This window comes from Desulfovibrio mangrovi (assembly GCF_026230175.1).
Classification (GTDB): Bacteria; Desulfobacterota; Desulfovibrionia; order Desulfovibrionales; family Desulfovibrionaceae; genus Halodesulfovibrio; species Halodesulfovibrio mangrovi.
Genome location: NZ_CP104208.1, coordinates 1467488 through 1486515, shown reverse-complemented (window position 1 = coordinate 1486515; position 19028 = coordinate 1467488). Strand labels below are relative to the sequence as shown.

Genomic DNA, 19028 nt, shown 5'->3' with positions numbered 1-19028 from the left:
CCATTTAGGGTAACACAAAAACCCTATCGGCAGCGGGAGAGGAAACTTTAGCCCCACATACAGAAAACACCACAGGGGTAATGAGGTTGGCAGACAAATTGGTGGGGAGTCTTTCCTGTTTCAGCGTCAGCACTACGAGGACGTGCGTGTCCGGCGTTTGTTGCCTCGGTAAGTCTGTCGTTATCGGTGGATCAGTCGTTACCTGACGAGGTCTTCTCCATGCCGATGACGAAGAGCAGCAAAGCAGGAATGACGAAAACAGTGAACACAGTGGAAAGGGCAAGCCCGCCGAGCACCACAGAGCCGAGGCCCCGGTACAGTTCTGAGCCTGGTCCGGGAGCCACGGCCAGAGGCAGCATGCCGAAGACGGATGTGGTGGCGCTCATGTAGATCGGCCGCAATCGCGTCCGGACCGATTCCAGAACGGCCTCTTTGTGCGACATCCCGCCTTCCCGGATGTTGTTGAGGGATTGGTGCACAATGAGAATGGCGTTGTTCACCACCACGCCAATCAGGATGATGAACCCGAGCATGGTCAGGATATCCATGGGCTGCTGGGCAATGAAGATGTTCTCCAGCTTGAGTCCCAGAATGCCGCCTGCCGATGCCAGCGGAACGGTGAACAGGATGATCAGTGGGTAGATGAAGTTTTCGAACAGGGCAGCCATTAGCAGATAGGTAATGGCGACGGCCAGCAGGAAGTTCCACTGCAGGGCATCCCGCGTCTGGGTAAGTTTGTCTGCAGCACCGGAAAGACGGTATTTGATTCCGGCCAGCGGTCCCTGCTGCAGCTTGGGAATGATGTCGCCGCGAATCATGTCCATGGCCTGTTCCAGCGGCATGGTCTGGGGCGGGGTAACCTGCAGCGTGATGGTGCGCTGGCGTTCCAGATGGCGAATCTGGGTAATGCCGTTGGTGCGTTCCAGACCGGCAAGTGATGAAACCGGAACTGGCACGCCGTTGGGGGTGGCAACCTGCGAATAGTAGAGGGCCTCGGGTGACTGAATGTCGCGATCTCCGGCTTTGAGCACCAGATCGATCTTCTTTTTCCCTTCTTCATTGAAGTCGCCGATCTTTCTGCCGTCCATCAGGACATCCACAGCGATTCCGAGCTCACTGGACGAGAGCCCGGCAGCCTTCAGTCTGTCGCGCTCAGGGTGCAGGCGCACTTCGGGGAAGAGCAGTTCCAGCGAAGGAATTGGGCGAATCTGCGAGCCGGGAATGGCCTGCATGAGCGTGCCGAACAAAGCGCCTGCTCCGCCCACGAGCTTGTCCAGATTACCTGAGGACAGGTCTACCTCGATGGTACGCCCTTTACCGATGCTGTTCTGGAATATGCCCGCCTGCATGGACACGCCGAACATGCCCGGAATGGAGCGTATGGTGCGCGTGAATTCGGGGATGTATTCCCCTGCGCGGTCCTCGACCCTGGAGGTGGTGCCGAAGAGCATGAAATCCGGCGCACCGACGTAAAACAGGGCGTTGATGGGCGGCAGGCCGTTCACGTCCTCTTCCGTAGTGTACAGCGGACGGTATTTGTTCTGGATGTAGTCGCCGATATCCTTGCGCTCTTCATAGGAAAGACCGGGCGGTGGAATGAGGATGTTCAGCACGAGGTTTCTGTTGCCCTGCGGCAGGTATTCCATTTTGGGAAATGCGGCCCATGTGATGAAAACGGAAACTGCCGTGAGCAGAACGATGGTGGCGGTGCGCGTCAGCGCGTTTTTGATGGCAAGATGCACCAGCGCCATGAACGCGTTGGCCAGTTGTTTGCCGAGAGTATCTAGGAAGGGAATGAGCTTTCTGTCGGATCCGCGCCGTTTGCTGAAGGAAAAGAACAAGTTTGCCAACATGGGGATGACGGAAACGGAGACAAAAAGGCTGAGCGTAATGGCGCAGGTAACGGCTATGGCGATATCCTTGAAGAGCTGCCCTGCCTCTTGCTCAATGAACGCGACGGGCAGGAAAACCGCCACAGTGGTCAGCGTGGAAGCCACGACAGCTCCCCACACTTCCGATGTGCCGTCATAGGTGGCCCGGAAAGGCGTTTTGCCCATGCTGCGGTGGCGGTCGATATTTTCAAGAACCACAATGGCGTTATCCACGAGCATGCCCACGGCAAAGGAGATGCCCGCAAGACTCACCACGTTCAGGTTGCGTCCCAGCATGTTCATGAAGATGAAGGTGCCCACCACGCTTATGGGAATGGCGACAGCCACGACCACGGTGGAGGTGATGGATTGCAGGAAGATCAGCAGTACCAGAATGGCCAGTACACCGCCGATCATGATGTTTTCCTTTACCAGATCAATGGCGCCGTTGATGTAGGGACGTTGGTCGTAGGACCAGTCTATGCGCAGGCCGTTTTCCTTGAGAATGCCTGCATTGAGGTCGTTCACCACGGCTTCCACGTCGTCTGTCATGGTCAGAATGTTGGTCCCTGCCTCAGGACGAACGCCGCAGACGATGCCGGTTTCGCCGTTGTGCATCATGGCAGTGGTGTGTTTGGCATATCCGTAGGAAGCCTCTGCGACATCTGCAACGGTGATGCGGCGGGCGCCGCTGGAACTGATGACGGCGTTCAGAATGGATTCGGGCGAGTTGAATTCCGCAACGGTGCGGATGCGGTACTGCCGACGACCCAGATCAAGAGTGCCTGCGGAGACGTTGGTGTTCTCTGTTTTCAGTACGGCAATGAGGTCGCTGACGGTCAGATTATGTGCGGCAAGCTTTCGGGGATCGACAACAACCTGCATCTCGCGCTCGGTGCCGCCGAACACGAACAGGTCCGAAACGCCGTCCACGCGCTCAAGATACTGGCGTATGTCATTTTCAAAGAAGGTTCTGTAGCGCTCCGCAGAGACGGAGTTTTCCGGCAGCGCCTTCAGAACCAGCCAGATGACCGGGGAGGATGATTCGCCCGTTGCGCTGATGATGGGCTTGTCCACGTTGAGCGGGTAGCTCTGCACCTCGTTGAGTTTGTTGGAAACGCGGAGCAGGGCGTTATCCGAGTCGGTGCCTATTTTGAATCGCAGGGTGATCTGGCCTCTGCCGCTTGAGGCGGTGGACTCCATGGTGATCAGATTGGGCAGGCCTTTGAGCACCTTCTCCTGTTCTTCAATGATGTCGCGTTCCACTTCGTAGGGAGTTGCCCCAGTCCAGTCCGTGGTAACCGTGATTTCCGGTTCCGTGACGGTGGGGCTGAGCTGGTAGGGCATGCTCAGGAGGCCGATGGTGCCGAACAGAACCACAAGAATGACGCCGACGAAGACGGCAACGGGCTTGCGTATGGAAAACTGGATGAAGTCCATGAAGTAACTCGCTGGCTGAGGTTCGGCGTCAGTGTACTCATGCCGTGGAAAACAGTAAAGCCGCGTGTTGTTTTACAGAGTGCCTCAAAAATCGAAGCGCCAGACTGATCCGCGAAAGTGGCAGGTGATGTGTTGGGAGTCGATAAAAAAAGCGGCACCCGGAAGGTGCCGCTTGCAAGTGCATGTGGAGGTTAGCGGTTTGCCATGGACTCCGACACCTCGCGTTCAAATTCGGAGAAGGCGATTTCCAGATTCCATTGGGCCCGTGCTTTTTCGCTTTCATTAAGGAGCTTGGTGCAGGGCGCGGTTTCGTGTCCGATGAGCGAGTCCTTGCAGGCGTTGGCCATGGTGAACGCGGAAGGATCATCCCACAGGCTTTGGCCGGGAAGGAAGCTGTATTCAAGGCTGTTGCGCGAGAGGGTTTTCACCTCGCTGTATCCCAGATCGTAATCCTTGGCAGCCCGGACGTACTCGTTGGTCAGGTCGATGCGGGAGACCCCTTCGTCATCGGTGTTCAGCACCACGGGAACTCCGAACTGGCGATAGATGGGGAAGGGGTGTTCGGCGCCGGAAACGTTCAGAATGCGGTCGTTGCTGCTGAGGCAGATTTCCACGGCAACAGGTTTGCTCTGCAGGCTGCGCAGCAGCTCGAACGGACTCTTTTCATACATGATGTCCACACCGTGTCCGATGCGGCGTGCATGGCCCTTTTCCACGGCTTCGCGGATATGGAAGGCCAGTTCCCGGGGGGGGACGAGTCCCATGGTAAGCTCGCCTGCATGCAGGGTGATGGCGGTATCCCTGTATTCCGGCAGGGAATACAGGGCATCGATCATGCTCATGTGCAGCGAATAATCCCGCAGGGCCACGGGGTTGTCTTCCGGAGCCACGAGGTTGAACGCAACGGTGTCGGGGTCCTGCCGGACCATCTCGAAACTGTAGGCGATCTGTGCGAACACGATCTCCGGAGGCATGGTGCGGATAACCTGCTGGATGAAGTCGACGCCGGTTGCCGCTTCCTTTTCGTTAAGTCGGCTCTTCAAGTCATCCAGCAACTGACGGCGTGCTGCAACGGAAGCCGGTATTGTCTTGAAAAGACCGGCCTGCTTGAGCGCGGCAAAAGTGGCTGCGGCATCGCCGTTCCAGCCGACGGATGTGGCGATTGCCTTGATATCCGGCGGATAGATGGAGGCCATAAGTTCCAGATGCATGATGTTCTGGGCGGCGGCACGCCTGACCACAGAGGCCAGCATGTCTGTCTGCCGTCCCTGCTGGGAAGCGCCGAATTTGCCGAAGGTATCAAAGAAATGATCATGTCCCCACATGGCTGAGGTATACTGCACATTGCGGGTGGAGAGGGCATTGATGGCGTCAGAGTACAAGCCCGTATCCTGCGCCATGTTGGTGGCAGGTACGGAGCCTTCGGCACACAGCGTGCGCACTTTGCCGGATTTCTCGGTCTTTTCGGTAGCGGCGCTGATTTCGAAGGTTCTTGTGTTGATGCACCGGTTGTCTTCAATGGCCCACTGAAGATAATCCTCGGCATAGACCGCGCCGGAAAGATGGGAGTGCAGGTCGGCTCCCTTGGGCATGGCGGCAAGAAAGCCGCGCAGCATGGGCGGGTTTTCCCGGATGGTATCGAAGAAGATTATTGTGGTCTTCTCGTTCTGGGAAAACGCCTGCTTGCCAGAAGCAAGCGCAGGACTCATCACGGTTATGATCATCAGCATCAGTGCGGCCAGTCTGATCATGAAAATCTCCTCGATGGGACTGAATGGTTCATCTGCCGAGAAGCGCACCGGAGCGGTTCAAGGCGTACTGGAAATTGTAATATACCGTTATGATGGACGGAGCAACCTTGCAATGAATTCCCGGCTGTTCTCTTCCGCAGCGCGGTATTCGTCCGGCGTCATGCCCGCCCCGATGGCAATGGCCCTGCGTTTGTCGCGGGGAATGAAATCCTTGCTTTCGTGGGCGTCGTTATTGATCACGAGTTTTGCCTGGGTACGGCGGGCAATATTGACAAGGTAGCCGTTGCACAGGGCGTTGGAAGGCCGTGTGGAAAGCTCGAGCAGCACCCCCTTTTCGGCGGCAAGCACGGCTTCCTGTTCGGTGATGAGGCCGGGATGGCAGAGAATGTCTGCCCCGCCTTCAATGGCGGCGAGGTTGGTGCCTTCTTCCACCACATCCGAGAGGGTCTGGCCATGTACGCCGACAATCTGCGCGCCCAGTTCGCGTGCTTCACGGATGCAGTCCGGTATCAGTGCGGGCGGTACATGGGTGAGTTCCACGCCCACGAAGAGATCAATGCCTTCATGGAGTGAATAGGTGCGCGCCATGGGCAGCATGTTTTCCAGTATATGCCGCATGTTGCTGGCATCCGCATGGTCGGTGAAGGCGATGGCGCGGTAGCCTGCCAGTTTGGCAAGGTGCAGCATGTGAGCCGGTGTGTGTTTGCTGTCGCTGAAGCTGGTGTGCACGTGCAGGTCGATCATATGTGTTCCTGTCCGGTAAGGTGTCGTGTGTTACGGGTCAAAAGCGATATACGCCAGAGCGGGTGAGGATGCAAACGCAATGGCCTCTGTCCGTCGGACAGAGGCCATTGTGATTCAAATGTGTTGGGGCTGGTCGATGCTCAGGTTTCGCCCCAGACCGCGTACAAGGCACGCTACAGGTCTGCCGCCGTGGTGGAGCCTGCGTTGGCCATTTGGGCCTGATATGCCTGATCCGCCATCCGACGCATGAATCCCGGGACCTGGCCGCTGCCCGTTTCCGACTGGCCAGTGCTGTTGCCCAGCAGTTCGGATGCGGCGTTTTCGCCCAGCATGCCGGACATCATGGCTTGTCTGAGTTCATCAAAGCTGACCGTGCCGTCCTTGTTCAGGTCCAGATCGTCATATTCCTCTTCGCTGTTACCGGAGGAAGACTCAAAGGCGCTTGCTGTGCCGCTTGCATTGTCTTCAGACGGGGGCGGCATGGCCCCCATGTTCATGGCGGTCTGCTGCATTTCATCCATGCGGGACTGCATGTCTTCAGCAATCTCTTCAGCGGAAAGAGTGCCGTCTCCATCCGTGTCCAGCATGCTGAACAGCTCGTCAACCATTTCCAGTTCGGTCTGGCTCAGGCTGCCATCGCCGTCGTTGTCCAGTTCGGTAATGAGGGAGGCGGCCATGTCTCCGCCCGAAGGTGGCTGCCGCATGCCCATGTTGAAAGCTCCCATTTCCTGCCTGCGCTGTTCCTCCGCGGTCAATTCGTCTGCGGACAGATAGCCGTCGCCGTCGCTGTCGATGGCACTGAACTGCTCTTCGCCGAAATCCGTCTCGCTCATGCTCAGCAGGCTGTCTTCGTCCGTATCATGATCGGCGATGAAGGACGTTGCGAAGCCGCCGGAATCCTGTTGCTTCGCATTGCGCAATTGGGCGAGCATCTCCGCCATGTTGCTGGAGGAGCTGCCGCTTACTCCGTAGATCGACATGACTTACCTCTCTGTTAGGGTTGGCCATAGGGCAATTCTTGCCCTGTGGCGGTGTCATGTGCGATGCGTGCAAGCCCGTAACCGCGGGGGCTTAACGGGGTATTGGCTTTTCTTAAGAGTTGTCAGGTTCAGGCGTGAAAAAAGCCGGATTGCTCCGGCTTTCAGGGTGTGGTGTTACATCTTGGTCTTGGTGTCGGGCTCAAGATGTTTCAGAAGCTCCTTGAGCGTCTCTTCATCCGGCCCTTCGTCCACGCCTTCGCTTCCCTCGCTGCGGGCGCGGGCGCTTTCAGCCTTGCGCAACATTTCTGTGGCGGCGTCTGCAGGTTCGATAAGATGGGCAGGTTTCGAGTTGGAAGGCCTGAGGTTGTCCGTGGCGGCGGCATCCAGCACGCTTTGGCGGACAAGTATGGGGACGCCCGCGCGCAGGGCAAGAGCTATGCCGTCGGAAGGACGGCAATCCACGCGGTGGCGGACACCGGAGGCGAGGATATCCAGTTCCGCGAAGTAGGTTCCATCCCGCAGGTCCATGATCTCTATGCCGATGAGTTTGGCACCCAGCTTGCGGATGGTGCTGAGCATGAGGTCGTGTGTCAGGGGGCGGGGTACGCTGACCGCATTGATGACCACCGAGATGGCCATCGCTTCCATGGCACCTATCCAGATGGGCAGCGTCTCGTTTCCTTGCGCGCTCTTGAGGACAAGGATGGGAGCCTTGGTCTGTTCATCAAGGGTCAGTCCCGCAACCTGCATCACTACCATGGTTCACCAGCCTTCTCTCCGATAAGGGAGTGCTTTTTCGCTTCGGTAATGGTCACCGGCATGATTTTTCCCGCCATTGCGCTTCCGGAGGGGAGAGTTACATGAACCAGCTGGCCGAAGACGTCCCGTCCCTGCCATGCTTCGTTCTGCTCATCGCCTCCGGGCTTCTTGCTCATGCCTTCGAAAAGTACGTCCAGCTTCCTTCCTACCATACTTTGCAGAATCTGTTCAGTATATTCCGACTGCCAGTCCTGATAACGTTGCAGGCGGTCCTGCATGACCTCTTTGGCAACCTTGTCGGCCAGCATTTCCGCACGGGTGCCGGGGCGGTCTGAGTAGTTGAAGGAGAAGGACTGGGCAAAGCCGATTTCCTGCGCTACGTGCAGGGTCTGCAGGAAGTCTTCTTCGGTTTCGCCGGGAAAGCCCACAATGATGTCTGTAGTCAGCTGCAGGTCTGGGCGTGCGGCGCGGAGTTTTTCAACGATGCTGCGATAGCGGGTGATATCGTACTTGCGGCCCATGCTTTTGAGAATACGGTCGGAGCCGGATTGCATGGGCAGGTGCAGGCGGGGGCAGATATTTTCGCGGGTGCCGAAGGCATCAATGACTTCATCGGCGATGTCCTTCGGGTGCGATGTGACAAAGCGCAGGCGTTCCAGTCCCTCGATGTCGGCCACCTGATGCAGCAGAGCCGCAAAGGAGGTGCCGTCGCCGTGGGAATCCTGCCCGAAGGAGTTCACGTTCTGGCCCAGCAGGGTGATGTCGCGCATACCGCGGGAAACAAGGCTGCGGCATTCGTCCAGAACAACCTGGCTGGAACGGGATTTTTGTCTGCCGCGGGTGTAGGGCACGATGCAGTAGGCGCAGAAGTTGTCGCAGCCCTGCATGATGTTGACGAAACCGGCAGCGGGTACGTCGCCGTCGGACCATTCCTGATCCTTCTCGGGATAGTCTTCGGAAAAATCCAGCAGGCTCATGCGCACTTGCGGCTCTTCCACAAGCCGGTCAAGGGCCTGCGGCGCGGAGGCAAGGCCGTCCGTTCCGAAGACGAGACGCACCTGCTTGAAGCGGTTGAAGAAACCGCGTCCCACCTGCTGCGCCACGCAGCCACCCACGGCAACGAGAATATCCTCGCGTCCTTTGGTCATGGTCTGGATGCGGCCCAGCAGGCTGTAGACCTTCTGTTCGGGCTTTTCACGAACCGAGCAGGTGTTCAGAATGAAGACAGACGCTTCTTCGGGCTGTGCCGCTTCGGTGAAGCCACGGGAAACAAGGGAACGCTTCAGCCAGTCAGAGTCATTGGAGTTCATCTGGCAGCCGAAGGTCATAATATGAAAAGTACGTTCGATCATGACTATCTCTATGCAGGGAAATAAGGGAACGCCCGGTCCGGGCCGCTGGTGTCCCTCGGAATTGTGTTATGCTGGTTCTGACATATTGCCGAGGCAAGGCGGACCGGCAGATACTTCTATGCGGACCGTGAACAATGCATGGTTCATGTGCTCCGGCTCCTCAGAGAGCGAGTGGGCCGGGGTTTACTGGCGAGATTGCTGCTCTGCGCGTTCACGCGCCTGCCGTTCCAGCTCTTCCTTTTCTCTCTGGAAAATGGGCGGCAGCGGTTCTCCCGGTGCGCGCATGCCGCCGATGGCAAAAAGCGCAATGGGAGCGATGAGGCAGAGGGTACCCCAGAAGAACGGGTTGCGTCCTTTCTTGTGGGCAAGAACGGCCCCTATGATTCCGGCCAGTGACCAGATGAGGCACATGAGGATGTAGCCGGTTGTGGTAAAGTCCAGTTTAAGCATGGTTGTCCTGTATCCGGCGTGGCCGGAGTTTTGGGCCCTACAGGGCTGGCATTGCAATACGGCATTACCGCCATGGACGCAAGTATGGCGACCGCTCCGGCGTTTTCCGGCAGGACGATGATGCGTGTTGTTTTTGGTATAGGCAACTAGTGGTAATTGTTTGGAACTCACGATATGGGTTGTTGAAACCATACCGGCCAAATCGGTATTTCGGAGGAAAGCATGAAGAAGATCAAGGTTCGGGGGATGCAGACCCCTGATTGCGCAGCGACTGTGAGCAAGGCTGTCTCTACTGTGAATGGGGTGGAAACTGTGAATGTGAACCTCGCCACAGGCGAAGTGACCTACGGCCCCAGCGCCTGTGTGGATATGTCCATTCTGAAGGAAGCGGTGGAACAGGCCGGTTACGAAGTGGAAGAGTAGATTTCAGGGGACAGAAAAAAGAAGCGCCGTCGCGGTCTTCGCGGCGGCGCTTCTTTGTCTGTCTTACTGGGCCGGATTAGTTGCCGAACGCTGCGGCGTAACGGGCGTTGAATGCATCCATGGTGAAGCAGTGTTCCTGCGTGCCGTAGTGCTCAACGCAGTAGCTGGCACATACGGCGCCCATGCGCGCGGCTTCTTCCACAGTTTTGCCATCAATGATGCCCTTGATGAGGCCTGCACGGAAGGCGTCGCCTGCACCGGTGGGGTCCTGCACTTTGTCGGCCTTTGCAATTCCCACCTCAATGGGAGCGCCGTTGTCGATGCGGGAGCCCTTTTCGCTGAAGGTGGTGATGATATAGTCGCATTTCTCCAGCAACTGCGCCTTGGTGCAGCCGGTGGTCTTCATGATCATTTCCAGTTCGTAGTCGTTGGTCACCAGCATGTGGGCGCCGGTAATGCATTCCAGCATTTCTTCGGCGTTGAAGACGGGAATCTGCTGGCCCGGATCGAAGATGTAGCGCACGCCTGCGGCACGATAGGCGCGGGGAAGTTCGATCATGTCGTCCTTGTTACCGGGAGAGATGAGCGCGATATCCTTTGCGGGATCAAGCGTGGGAAATTCGTAACCGCAGCGGTTGATCATGGCGCCGGGGTTGAAACCGGTAATCTGGTTGTCGTTCTGGTCGGTGGTGATGTATGCGCCGGCCGTGAACAGGTCGTCGAACTTTCTGATGCCGTCCAAAGGCAGGCCTGCGGCTCGCATGGCTTCTTCATAGCGGTCAAAATCCTTTCCCACGGCAGAAAGTACCAGCGGCTTTTCGCCCAGCAGGGAAAGGGTGTAAGCGATGTTGCCGGCCGTGCCACCGCGTTTTTCTTCCAGCCTGTCGATCAGGAAGCAGACGTTGAGAATGTGAATCTTGTCAGGCAGGATATGATCGGAGAACTTGCCGGGAAAGTTCATGATGCGGTCATATGCGATGGAGCCGGAAATATAGATGGCCATGGCTTCTCCTCGGGAATGGTCTGGGCGGCTTAGCCCTGTTCGGTTGTCTCTGTTCGTATCCAGTCGATGAACTCGGCGCTTCCACCCACGATGGGCAGGGCAACAATGCAGGGCACCTCGTAGCTGTGCAGGTCCTTTACTACTGCTGTCAGTTCATCCAGACGGTCTGCCGTGGTCTTCGCCATGAACGCTACTTCGTTTTCATCCTGCACCTTGCTGTCCCAGCGGAATATGGAACGGATTCCGCTAAGGATGTTGACGCAGGCGGCAAGGCGTTTCGCAACAAGAGCTTCGCCGATGCTGCGCGCCTCGGCTTCGCCGGATGCGGTCATATAGACCAGTATGGGCGAATGCTGTGTGGCGTGCATGGTACCTCCTGTTTTGCGTATCAGGTGCGCGGGGGGGGGCAAAAGCCGACGGAAACCCAGCCTGTGACCATGATGGTATTCATGCTGCAGGCTGGGTTAGCAATACAGAAACTTTGCCTTGCGGGCAATGTTGCATTAACGGCAAATATCAGGGCTTCCGGCAGGCAGGGTGGCGAGATAGTCAATGGCGTGTCCAACATCCTCACCCTGCAGGACTGGTTTTCTGTTAAGCATGCGCTGGACGGTGGTGGTCCATCCTTCTTTCGATTTGACTCTGAGGTTTTTGCAGATGCGGTCAAGTGAGTGGCAGGTGGTGCAGCCGGTTCGAATCTTGGTTGAAATGCCATCTGCCTGCGCCGTTGTGGTGCCGAGAGACAGGACGGCACACAGAATGATGCCGCCGAGGCCGAGGAATGTTGTGGTCTTGTTGCGTTGCATGCACTCGCTCCTTGCGGTGGGGACATCGGTTGCGTTATCTGTAAGGCTATGCCATATCCGACGCTTCTTTCAATTTATCCCGGCCTAAAGTGTTTGTCAGCAGGAATACCGAATAATGCCGAATAAAGAGCAACGCGCCCTTCTGGTCCTTGAACGTTTGCATGCCCGTTACCCTGAACCTGAGACCCATCTGATTCATCAGTCTCCGTGGGAACTGCTGGTTGCCACCGTGCTTGCGGCCCAGTGCACAGACGAGCGGGTGAACAAGGTTACTCCTGAATTGTTCCGGCGCTGGCCCGGTCCCGCTGAGCTGGCACTCGCCGCGCAGGAGGAGTTGGAAGTGGTGGTGCACTCCACCGGATTTTTCAGAAATAAGGCCAAGAATCTCATTGCCGCTGCAAAGCGGGTGACGGACGTGTTCGGCGGGGAGGTGCCGCAGACCATGGCGGAGCTTGTCACTCTGCCGGGGCTTGCCCGCAAGACCGCCAATGTGGTGCTCTGGGGCGGATTCGGTATCAATGAAGGCATGGCGGTGGATACGCACGTCAAGCGCATTGCCTTTCGTCTTGGCCTGACGGAAGCTTCTGATCCTGTGCAGGTTGAAAGGGATCTGCTTCCCCTGTTCCCCGAAGCGGAGTGGGGCAACGTGAACCACCGTATGGTCTGGTTCGGGCGGCATGTCTGCGATGCCCGCAAACCTGATTGCGATCGTTGCGACATGCTGGATATATGCCCGCAGTGCGGCGTAGGGAGTGTCGTGTGCGATGAATCCGCATCTGCTCCCGAACGTAAGGCTGCTTCCCGTAAGAAAGTCTCCAAATAGGATTGTGATACATGCTTGAATTTTCGTTCTGTCATCTGGACGGGGTTGGGGGTGCCTCCGAGCAGCGCCTATGGAATGCCGGCGTCCTTTCGTGGCAGGATGCGCTGGATGCTGCTTCTCTGCCGGTGAAGAGACCTTCGCCGGAGAACATGCGGCGTCTGCTTGATGAGTCCCGTCAGCGCCTGACCAGCCGCGATGCCGCATGGTTCGGATCGCGTATGCCGGCAAACCAGCAATGGCGCCTTCTGCCGGACTTCATGGACTCCGTGGCCTGCGTGGACATTGAAACAACAGGACTGTCATGGCCGCAGGCGCATATCACCACCATAGCCCTGTATGACGGCACAGAGGTTAAAACTTACATCCACGGGGATAATCTTGAGGCATTTGCGGACGATATACGTAAGTATGACCTGCTGGTGACCTTCAACGGAAAGTGTTTTGACGTGCCATTCATAGAGCGGAGCTTCGGTATTTCCCTGCAATGCGGGCATATCGATCTGCGTTATGTGTTCAAGGCGCTGGGCTTGTCTGGCGGGTTGAAGAATGTGGAAAAGGTTCTCGGCATAGATCGCGGCGATCTTTCCGGGGTGGACGGGTTTCTGGCCGTGCTGTTGTGGCGTCACTATCGCCGCACGGGGGATGCGCGGGCTCTGGAAACGCTGTTGGCCTACAACGTGGAAGACGTGCTTAATCTACTGCCGCTGGCCATATGGGCATACAATGAACATCTGGTCTCCACGCCGTTTGCGACGCTCAAGCGGCTGCCGGAGCATGCGGTTCCGGAGAATCCGTTTGCCGCTTCCCGTGAGATATTGTATGCTGTAACAGGTGGCGTGTAATCTTTGCGAAACCGGCTGCCAAGCCGGTGGTGGTTTGCGGGAGACGCTGGCTGATACCAGTCCGGCGGGAACGGGCTGGTGCTGGTTGCCGGTGCGGTGGAAGAACCAACGCGAGGGTGCAACGACTGACGTATGATCATGATTAACGGGGTGAACGCAGCATGACGCAAAGTAATATCCTTCTCGAATCGGGAACCAACGAACTCGAGATTATCGAATTTTTCATCGCTGAAGAGGATGGGCAAGGCAACAAGTATACCGGTTTTTACGGTATGAACGTTGCCAAGGTGCTGGAGATCATCCGCAAGCCGGATGTGACCGGCATGCCGAACAAGCATCATCCCGCGGCGCTCGGTACCTTCAATTTGCGTGGCCGGGTGTTGCCTCTTGTGGATTTGTCCATCTGGCTTGGCAAGAACATGGCGTCATCCGATGCCCACAAGGTTATCGTTTCCGAGTTCAGCGGCGTCATTACGGCCTTTCTGGTTTCCGGCGTTACCCGTATCCACCGCTTGAGCTGGAGTCAGGTAGAGGCTCCCAGTGGCCACGTGCGGGCCTTCAGTAATGATTCCGTCACGGGCGTTGTCCGGTTTGACGACCGCATTGTCTTCATTCTTGATATGGAGAAGGTTGTTGCCTCCCTTAACCCGCGCCTGCAGATGGATACGCGGATTGGGGAGGTTGCGGAAGCTGCAACAGGCGAAGGCTACAAGGCGCTTGTCGCTGATGACTCCGGCTCCATCCGCAATATGATTGTGCGGACGATGGAAAAGGCCGGTTTTACGTGTACGCAGGCGCTCAATGGCCGCGAGGCATGGGATATCGTGCTGGAGTGGAAGCGTTTGGCGGCTGAGCAGAACAGGCCGTTGACGGATTTTGTCGACCTGATTGTTTCCGACATTGAAATGCCGGAAATGGATGGGCATAACTTCACCAAGCGCGTGAAGGAAGACCCTGTCCTGAAGAATCTGCCAGTTATTCTCTTCTCGTCACTGATCACGGAAACCTTGCGCCACAAGGGTATTGCCGTGGGCGCGGACGACCAGGTTTCCAAGCCTGACTTGCCTACCCTGACGGAACGAGCCAAGGGACTTATCAAGCAGTATCACGGAAAATAGATTGTTCAGGGGATAGTACGCTGAGCCCTCGCGGAGTTGCCGCGGGGGCTTTTTTTACATCAATGCTGGAGCAGTGAGAACCAGTATTCGGATTGTCTGGTGTAGTTGTCGACGCAGTTGGCGGCGTCCTGAGGAGAAAGCTGGATATCTTCAGCAATGAAGCTGTAACGCTCGGGATTGCTGCCGTAGATGAGGCAGGCGATTGCTTCGTAGCGGTGAACGTTCAGGCTGTGTTCATCGAGGGCGGCGGCGATGTTGGGCTGCATTGTGGCGCGGTCATCGTCTGAAGGCATAGTGCCGTCCGGTATTGCTGATTCCAGTTCTTCTTCACTGGCAAGATAGGAGAAGGCGTCGGCCGCATTCAGAGCGATATCGCCCCCGTTCTCGAAGGATTCGATGAGCAGGATGGTTGCCAGCGAGTCCACGGCGTCTTCTTCGCCGCCATCTGTCGGGATGCCGCGCATGGAGATGATGGCATGTCCCAGTTCATGGAACAGGGTGTGCTGTACGGCATCCAGAGTGGCGCGTTCCAGTGTCTGCGGGCTGTCCGTGTAGCCGTTGCGCGTGAAAATGCGCTGCAATTCAGCAACGAACGTGTAAGGGAAGTGGATTTCCGCCGGCCTGCCTTTCATGGCGGGAGCGTACTGCGGTCCTTCTTCGGTGCCGAAGCGGATGACCACGTTGCGGGGGAGGCAGTTGAGAACGTTGATAACCCGCGCTGCATCGTCCCCCACATGGCTTTCGATGAGCATTTCAGCTATGTGTACGTCTTCTCTGCTGGCTGGTTCATAGGCGAGCGTGACTGTTCCCGCGTGGGCGGGGGAGTGCAGCGCTAGCAGAAGGGTCAGCAACAAGAGGGTGCGTGTGACGGGACGCAAGGGGTAACCTCATAACGGACGATATAAAAAGCCGGGGCATAGCCCCGGCTTTTGAAAACCATATTCCGCGTTCGCTGTCTAGATTTTTGCAGCGGTACGCAGATCGTCGACTGCATTGGTCTGTTCCCAAACGAATTCGGGAAGCTCGCGACCGAAGTGGCCGTAGCAAGAGGTCTTCTTGTAGATGGGGCGCTTCAGGTCCAGAGTCTTGGTGATGCCGTAGGGGCGCAGGTCGAATACTTCCTTGACTGCCTTGGTCAGCACTTCGTCCGGAATCTCGGAGGTGCCGAAGGAGGTAGCCAGAACGGATACGGGTTCGGCGACGCCGATAACGTATGCGATCTGCACTTCGCAGGTGGGTGCAAGGCCTGCTGCAACAACGTTCTTGGCGATGTAGCGGCCCATGTACGCTGCGGAGCGGTCAACCTTGGAGGGGTCCTTGCCGGAGAATGCGCCGCCGCCATGATGGCCCATGCCGCCGTAGGTATCCTGAATGATCTTACGGCCGGTGAGACCGCAGTCGCCCATGGGACCGCCGATAACGAAGCGGCCGGTGGTGTTGATGAAGATGCGGGTGGCGCTGTCGAGCAGTTCGGCAGGCAGGGTCTTGAAGATGACTTCCTTCTTGATGCCTTCCACGATTTCTTCCTGCGTAGCTTCAGGGGAATGCTGCGCGGAAACGACAACGGTGTCGATGCGGGTGGGCTTGCCGTTTTCATATTCGAAGGAAACTTCAGTCTTACCGTCGGGGCGCAGGAAGTTCAGAACGCCTTCCTTGCGTACTCGGGTCAGGGTCTGGGAAAGCTGGTGCGCCCAGTAGATGGGGGCGGGCATCAGGGTGGGGGTTTCGTTGCAGGCAAAACCGAACATCATGCCCTGGTCACCGGCACCCTGTTCTTCAGGAGCAGTGCGGTCAACGCCCTGTGCGATGTCGGGGGACTGCTTGTCGATGGAAGAAATGACAGCGCAGGTGTCGCAGTCAAAGCCCATGTCGGAGCTGGTGTAGCCGATTTCACGGATGGTGTCGCGAACAACCTGCGGCAGGTCGGCGTAACCCTTGGTGGTGATTTCGCCGGCGATGATTGCCATGCCGGTGGTTACCAGGGTTTCGCATGCAACGCGGGAGTCAGGATCCTGCTCAAGAAGAGTATCAAGAACTGCATCGGAAATGGCGTCTGCAACCTTGTCGGGATGGCCTTCGGTAACGGATTCGGACGTGAAGTGGTACTTGCCCTTGTTGTTGATCATCATTGCGGGGAGTCCTCCTGAGCGGTTTCCGCGTTAGTTGTCGCTTGAGATTTCTTCTTGCCTGCGGCTGCATCCGGATTGAGAATGCCGCCGGATATCAGCACCTTGAAGGCGTCTTCCACACTCATCTCAAGTGGGATGATTTCCTCTTCAGGCACCATCAGATAAAAGCCGGAAGTAGGGTTGGGAGTGGTGGCGACAAAGACGTTCAAGACCTTCTTTTCCGTCTTCTGCTGTATTTCTCCCACTGCTACGCCGGTAACGAAGCCTAGCGTAAACAGACCCTTGCGCGGGTATTCAATGAGCACCACCCGTTTGAAGTCCCGCACGGGGCCGTGAAAAATGGTCTCCGCCAGTTGTTTCACGGCCTTGTAAAAATTGCTCACAAAGGGGATGCGGTCCACTATGGCATCCCACAGGGCCACCAGTTTGCGTCCCAGAAGGTTGCGTACCAGTATCCCGGTTGTCAGTACGATAACGAAAACCAGAATTGCTCCCAGGCCTGGTACCTTGAAAGGCAAGAATGCCTCAGGCCGGTAGGCGGGGGGCAGCAGCAGAAGAGATTTGTCCATCCAGTTGACCACGACCCGCAGGGTCAGGAATGTGGCAACCAGTGGAATCAGGAACAGTATTCCGGCAATCAGGTTGACTCTGAAGAAGCGTTTTATTGCACTCAGCAGTCCCTTTGGTTCCTGTGTCGAATGAGGCATGCAACCTCCGGCGGAACACGCAGTTAAGCAGTGTGCCGCTGCTGTTCGTTTCCTTCTCTTTTCAAATCGCTATCGTGCGTTTCAGCCTTGCCAACCGCCAGGTTGCTTATGCGGTACCTTCGGTCAGCAGTATGTTGTCAAGCAGTCGCGCCTTGCCGAGGCGAACAGCTACTGCGCAGAGGGCAGGGCCGTCTATGCGCGAGAGCGGGGCCAGTGTGTCCGGATGTACGAAAGAAAGGTAATCTTCCTCTCCGTCCGGCAGGTTGGCTGCCCAGTGGGCGCGAATGGCTTCGGCAAGGACAGAAATTTCCATTGTTCCTTCGGAAACGAGCTTTTTTGCAAGCCGCAGGCTGGATTGAATGGCCGGAGCCTGCGCCCGTTCCGATTCGGTAAGATATACGTTACGGGAGCTGAGCGCCAGTCCGTCATGCTCGCGTACGATGGGGCTTGGCAATATCTGCACCGGAACGTTGAGATCCCGTACCATACGCTTGATAATGGCTACCTGCTGCCAGTCCTTCTGACCGAAAACAGCCAGAGAGGGCAGGGTAAGCATGAAGAGCTTCATAACCACTGTGCACACCCCGCGGAAATGCGTGGGGCGGCTGAGACCGCACAGCCCCTGCGCCAGCTCGGGAACTTCTACCCAGGTGGCATGATCAGGAGCATACATGGAGCCAGCTTCCGGCAGGAAAAGCACGTCCACACCCTGTGCCTTTGCTATAGCGATGTCCCGCTCGTGGTCGCGCGGGTAGGCGGCAAGGTCTTCGTTCGGACCAAACTGCGTGGGGTTGACGAAGAGAGTAAGAATGACCTTGTCGGCAGCGGAACGGGCACATGCCATAAGGCTCTCATGGCCTGCATGAAAATAGCCCATGGTAGGAACGAGTGCTGTCTTCAACCCCTGCATGCGCCATGTGAGGCAGCAATTCTGAAGCTCGGAAGGATCTGTAATTATCTGCATATCAAGTTATCCGCATATGGTTGTGTAGCATATAGCCTGCATAGTAATCTTTGTCCAGAAAAAAGCTTGCAGCCTAATGTGCTGTATTTATGAATAATTTCGTGTTGCATTTGGCCGTGTGCGCGTTGCGGGATACGGATGATAACGGATTGCTGAAATTTTGCCAGCCTGACGGAGTCCACTTATCGCAGAGCGCTATCAGGCGATACTCGGCAGGAATATATCTGATGCATTGCCTTGCAGGATTAGTCTGGAGTATGTTTCGGGCAAGGAGAACGCCATGCGTCCATTTTATCAGGGAAAACTGGATGTCTTTTGCGCGGTGTATGCGGTTCTGAATGCCTTTCAACTGCTTCATGCCATGTCTGCGTGGCAGGGGAAGAAGGTGTTGAGTGAATTGCTTACGAGGGTGCCGGTGGAACTGCCCGACCAGTGGGATGACCTGGTATGGAATCGGACGGACTATGTCTGGCTGGTGGAGTGGCTGATTGCCGAATACGGCAGGGAGCTTTTTCCGGTTCGTTTCCATCGTCCCTGGACTGGTTCGCCATATGCACATCCATCAGACATATGGGCGGGGATGAATGACTGGATACAGGCAGAGCCCCGTCGTACGGCTGTTTTCCGTTTTCAGCGTTTCATGCCGGTGAGGGATGAGCCGGTGGTCTGTCACTGGACTACAGCAGACAGGATCATGGGCGACACCCTTTTTCTTTTTGACGCCAGCATGGAGGATACAGCCGTGCACCTTATCGACAGGTACGGCTTTGTTTCGCAGCGGGAGCATATTTCTCCCTCGCACCTGCTGCTTATAGAACCTGCCTCCATTTTTCTCATGGAGCCCCGTTAGCCGGTTGTAAAGGGCC

General features: G+C 56.8%; 19 protein-coding genes. 5 read left to right on the top strand and 14 right to left on the bottom strand.

Features of this window, described 5'->3' with window-relative positions; all coding sequences use genetic code 11:
* Nucleotides 1–191: 191 nt before the first annotated feature.
* From N1030_RS06920 to N1030_RS06890, 7 genes are all read right to left on the bottom strand, one after another.
* Nucleotides 192–3311, bottom strand: coding sequence for an efflux RND transporter permease subunit (locus N1030_RS06920; protein ID WP_265828510.1), 3120 nt, complete (start codon nucleotides 3309–3311; stop codon nucleotides 192–194).
* A gap of 191 nt (nucleotides 3312–3502) precedes the next feature.
* Nucleotides 3503–5062: an adenosine deaminase family protein gene (locus N1030_RS06915; protein WP_265828509.1), complete on the bottom strand. Its 1560-nt coding sequence runs from the start codon at nucleotides 5060–5062 to the stop codon at nucleotides 3503–3505.
* An 87-nt stretch (nucleotides 5063–5149) separates the two neighbouring features.
* Nucleotides 5150–5806 carry a histidinol phosphate phosphatase domain-containing protein gene (locus tag N1030_RS06910; RefSeq protein ID WP_265828508.1) on the bottom strand — a complete coding sequence of 219 codons (657 nt, stop codon included), beginning with the start codon at nucleotides 5804–5806 and terminating at the stop codon, nucleotides 5150–5152.
* Nucleotides 5807–5979: 173 nt separating this feature from the next.
* A complete protein-coding gene (locus N1030_RS06905) occupies nucleotides 5980–6786 on the bottom strand; it encodes an EF-hand domain-containing protein (protein WP_265828507.1) in 807 nt (268 codons plus the stop codon).
* A 174-nt stretch (nucleotides 6787–6960) separates the two neighbouring features.
* Nucleotides 6961–7545 carry a bifunctional nuclease family protein gene (locus N1030_RS06900; RefSeq protein WP_265828506.1) on the bottom strand — a complete coding sequence of 195 codons (585 nt, stop codon included), beginning with the start codon at nucleotides 7543–7545 and terminating at the stop codon, nucleotides 6961–6963.
* Nucleotides 7539–8897 (bottom strand): tRNA (N6-isopentenyl adenosine(37)-C2)-methylthiotransferase MiaB, encoded by a 1359-nt coding sequence (gene miaB / locus N1030_RS06895; protein WP_265828505.1) that lies wholly within the window; start codon nucleotides 8895–8897, stop codon nucleotides 7539–7541. The genes N1030_RS06900 and miaB overlap by 7 nt, the downstream gene beginning before the upstream one ends.
* A 183-nt stretch (nucleotides 8898–9080) precedes the next feature.
* Entirely contained in the window at nucleotides 9081–9347 is a 267-nt protein-coding gene (locus N1030_RS06890) for a hypothetical protein (protein WP_265828504.1), read from the bottom strand.
* Between the two features lie 222 nt (nucleotides 9348–9569).
* On the opposite strand from N1030_RS06890, the gene N1030_RS06885 reads away from it, so the two are divergent.
* Nucleotides 9570–9770 (top strand): heavy-metal-associated domain-containing protein, encoded by a 201-nt coding sequence (locus tag N1030_RS06885; RefSeq protein WP_265828503.1) that lies wholly within the window; start codon nucleotides 9570–9572, stop codon nucleotides 9768–9770.
* Between the two features lie 76 nt (nucleotides 9771–9846).
* On the opposite strand, the gene N1030_RS06880 is transcribed toward N1030_RS06885, so the two are convergent.
* The 3 genes from N1030_RS06880 to N1030_RS06870 form a co-directional block, all read right to left on the bottom strand.
* Complete coding sequence (locus N1030_RS06880) at nucleotides 9847–10773, bottom strand: carbohydrate kinase family protein (RefSeq protein ID WP_265828502.1); 927 nt, start codon at nucleotides 10771–10773, stop codon at nucleotides 9847–9849.
* A gap of 29 nt (nucleotides 10774–10802) precedes the next feature.
* Nucleotides 10803–11141 (bottom strand): divalent-cation tolerance protein CutA, encoded by a 339-nt coding sequence (gene cutA, locus N1030_RS06875; RefSeq protein WP_265828500.1) that lies wholly within the window; start codon nucleotides 11139–11141, stop codon nucleotides 10803–10805.
* A gap of 135 nt (nucleotides 11142–11276) precedes the next feature.
* Nucleotides 11277–11579 carry a hypothetical protein gene (locus N1030_RS06870; protein WP_265828499.1) on the bottom strand — a complete coding sequence of 101 codons (303 nt, stop codon included), beginning with the start codon at nucleotides 11577–11579 and terminating at the stop codon, nucleotides 11277–11279.
* A gap of 115 nt (nucleotides 11580–11694) precedes the next feature.
* On the opposite strand from N1030_RS06870, the gene nth reads away from it, so the two are divergent.
* The 3 genes from nth to N1030_RS06855 all read left to right on the top strand — a co-directional run bounded on the left by nth (nucleotide 11695) and on the right by N1030_RS06855 (nucleotide 14362).
* Nucleotides 11695–12402: an endonuclease III gene (gene nth, locus N1030_RS06865; protein WP_265828498.1), complete on the top strand. Its 708-nt coding sequence runs from the start codon at nucleotides 11695–11697 to the stop codon at nucleotides 12400–12402.
* A gap of 11 nt (nucleotides 12403–12413) precedes the next feature.
* Nucleotides 12414–13244, top strand: coding sequence for a ribonuclease H-like domain-containing protein (locus N1030_RS06860; RefSeq protein WP_265828497.1), 831 nt, complete (start codon nucleotides 12414–12416; stop codon nucleotides 13242–13244).
* Between the two features lie 161 nt (nucleotides 13245–13405).
* Entirely contained in the window at nucleotides 13406–14362 is a 957-nt protein-coding gene (locus N1030_RS06855) for a chemotaxis protein (RefSeq protein ID WP_265828495.1), read from the top strand.
* Nucleotides 14363–14421: 59 nt separating this feature from the next.
* Here the strand turns inward: N1030_RS06855 and N1030_RS06850 are convergent, their stop codons facing one another.
* From N1030_RS06850 to panC, 4 genes are all read right to left on the bottom strand, one after another.
* A complete protein-coding gene (locus N1030_RS06850) occupies nucleotides 14422–15240 on the bottom strand; it encodes a DUF4344 domain-containing metallopeptidase (RefSeq protein WP_265828494.1) in 819 nt (272 codons plus the stop codon).
* 78 nt (nucleotides 15241–15318) lie between these two features.
* The gene (gene metK, locus N1030_RS06845) at nucleotides 15319–16488 is read right to left on the bottom strand and encodes a methionine adenosyltransferase (protein WP_265829033.1); all 1170 of its coding nucleotides are present in this window, start codon (nucleotides 16486–16488) and stop codon (nucleotides 15319–15321) included.
* Complete coding sequence (locus tag N1030_RS06840; protein WP_265828492.1) at nucleotides 16488–17198, bottom strand: DUF502 domain-containing protein; 711 nt, start codon at nucleotides 17196–17198, stop codon at nucleotides 16488–16490. The genes metK and N1030_RS06840 overlap by 1 nt, the downstream gene beginning before the upstream one ends.
* Before the next feature lie 106 nt (nucleotides 17199–17304).
* Entirely contained in the window at nucleotides 17305–18162 is an 858-nt protein-coding gene (gene panC / locus N1030_RS06835) for a pantoate--beta-alanine ligase (protein ID WP_265828491.1), read from the bottom strand.
* Between the two features lie 280 nt (nucleotides 18163–18442).
* On the opposite strand from panC, the gene N1030_RS06830 reads away from it, so the two are divergent.
* Nucleotides 18443–19012, top strand: a complete 570-nt coding sequence (locus tag N1030_RS06830) for a hypothetical protein (protein WP_265828490.1) — start codon at nucleotides 18443–18445, stop codon at nucleotides 19010–19012.
* Nucleotides 19013–19028 lie beyond the last annotated feature (16 nt).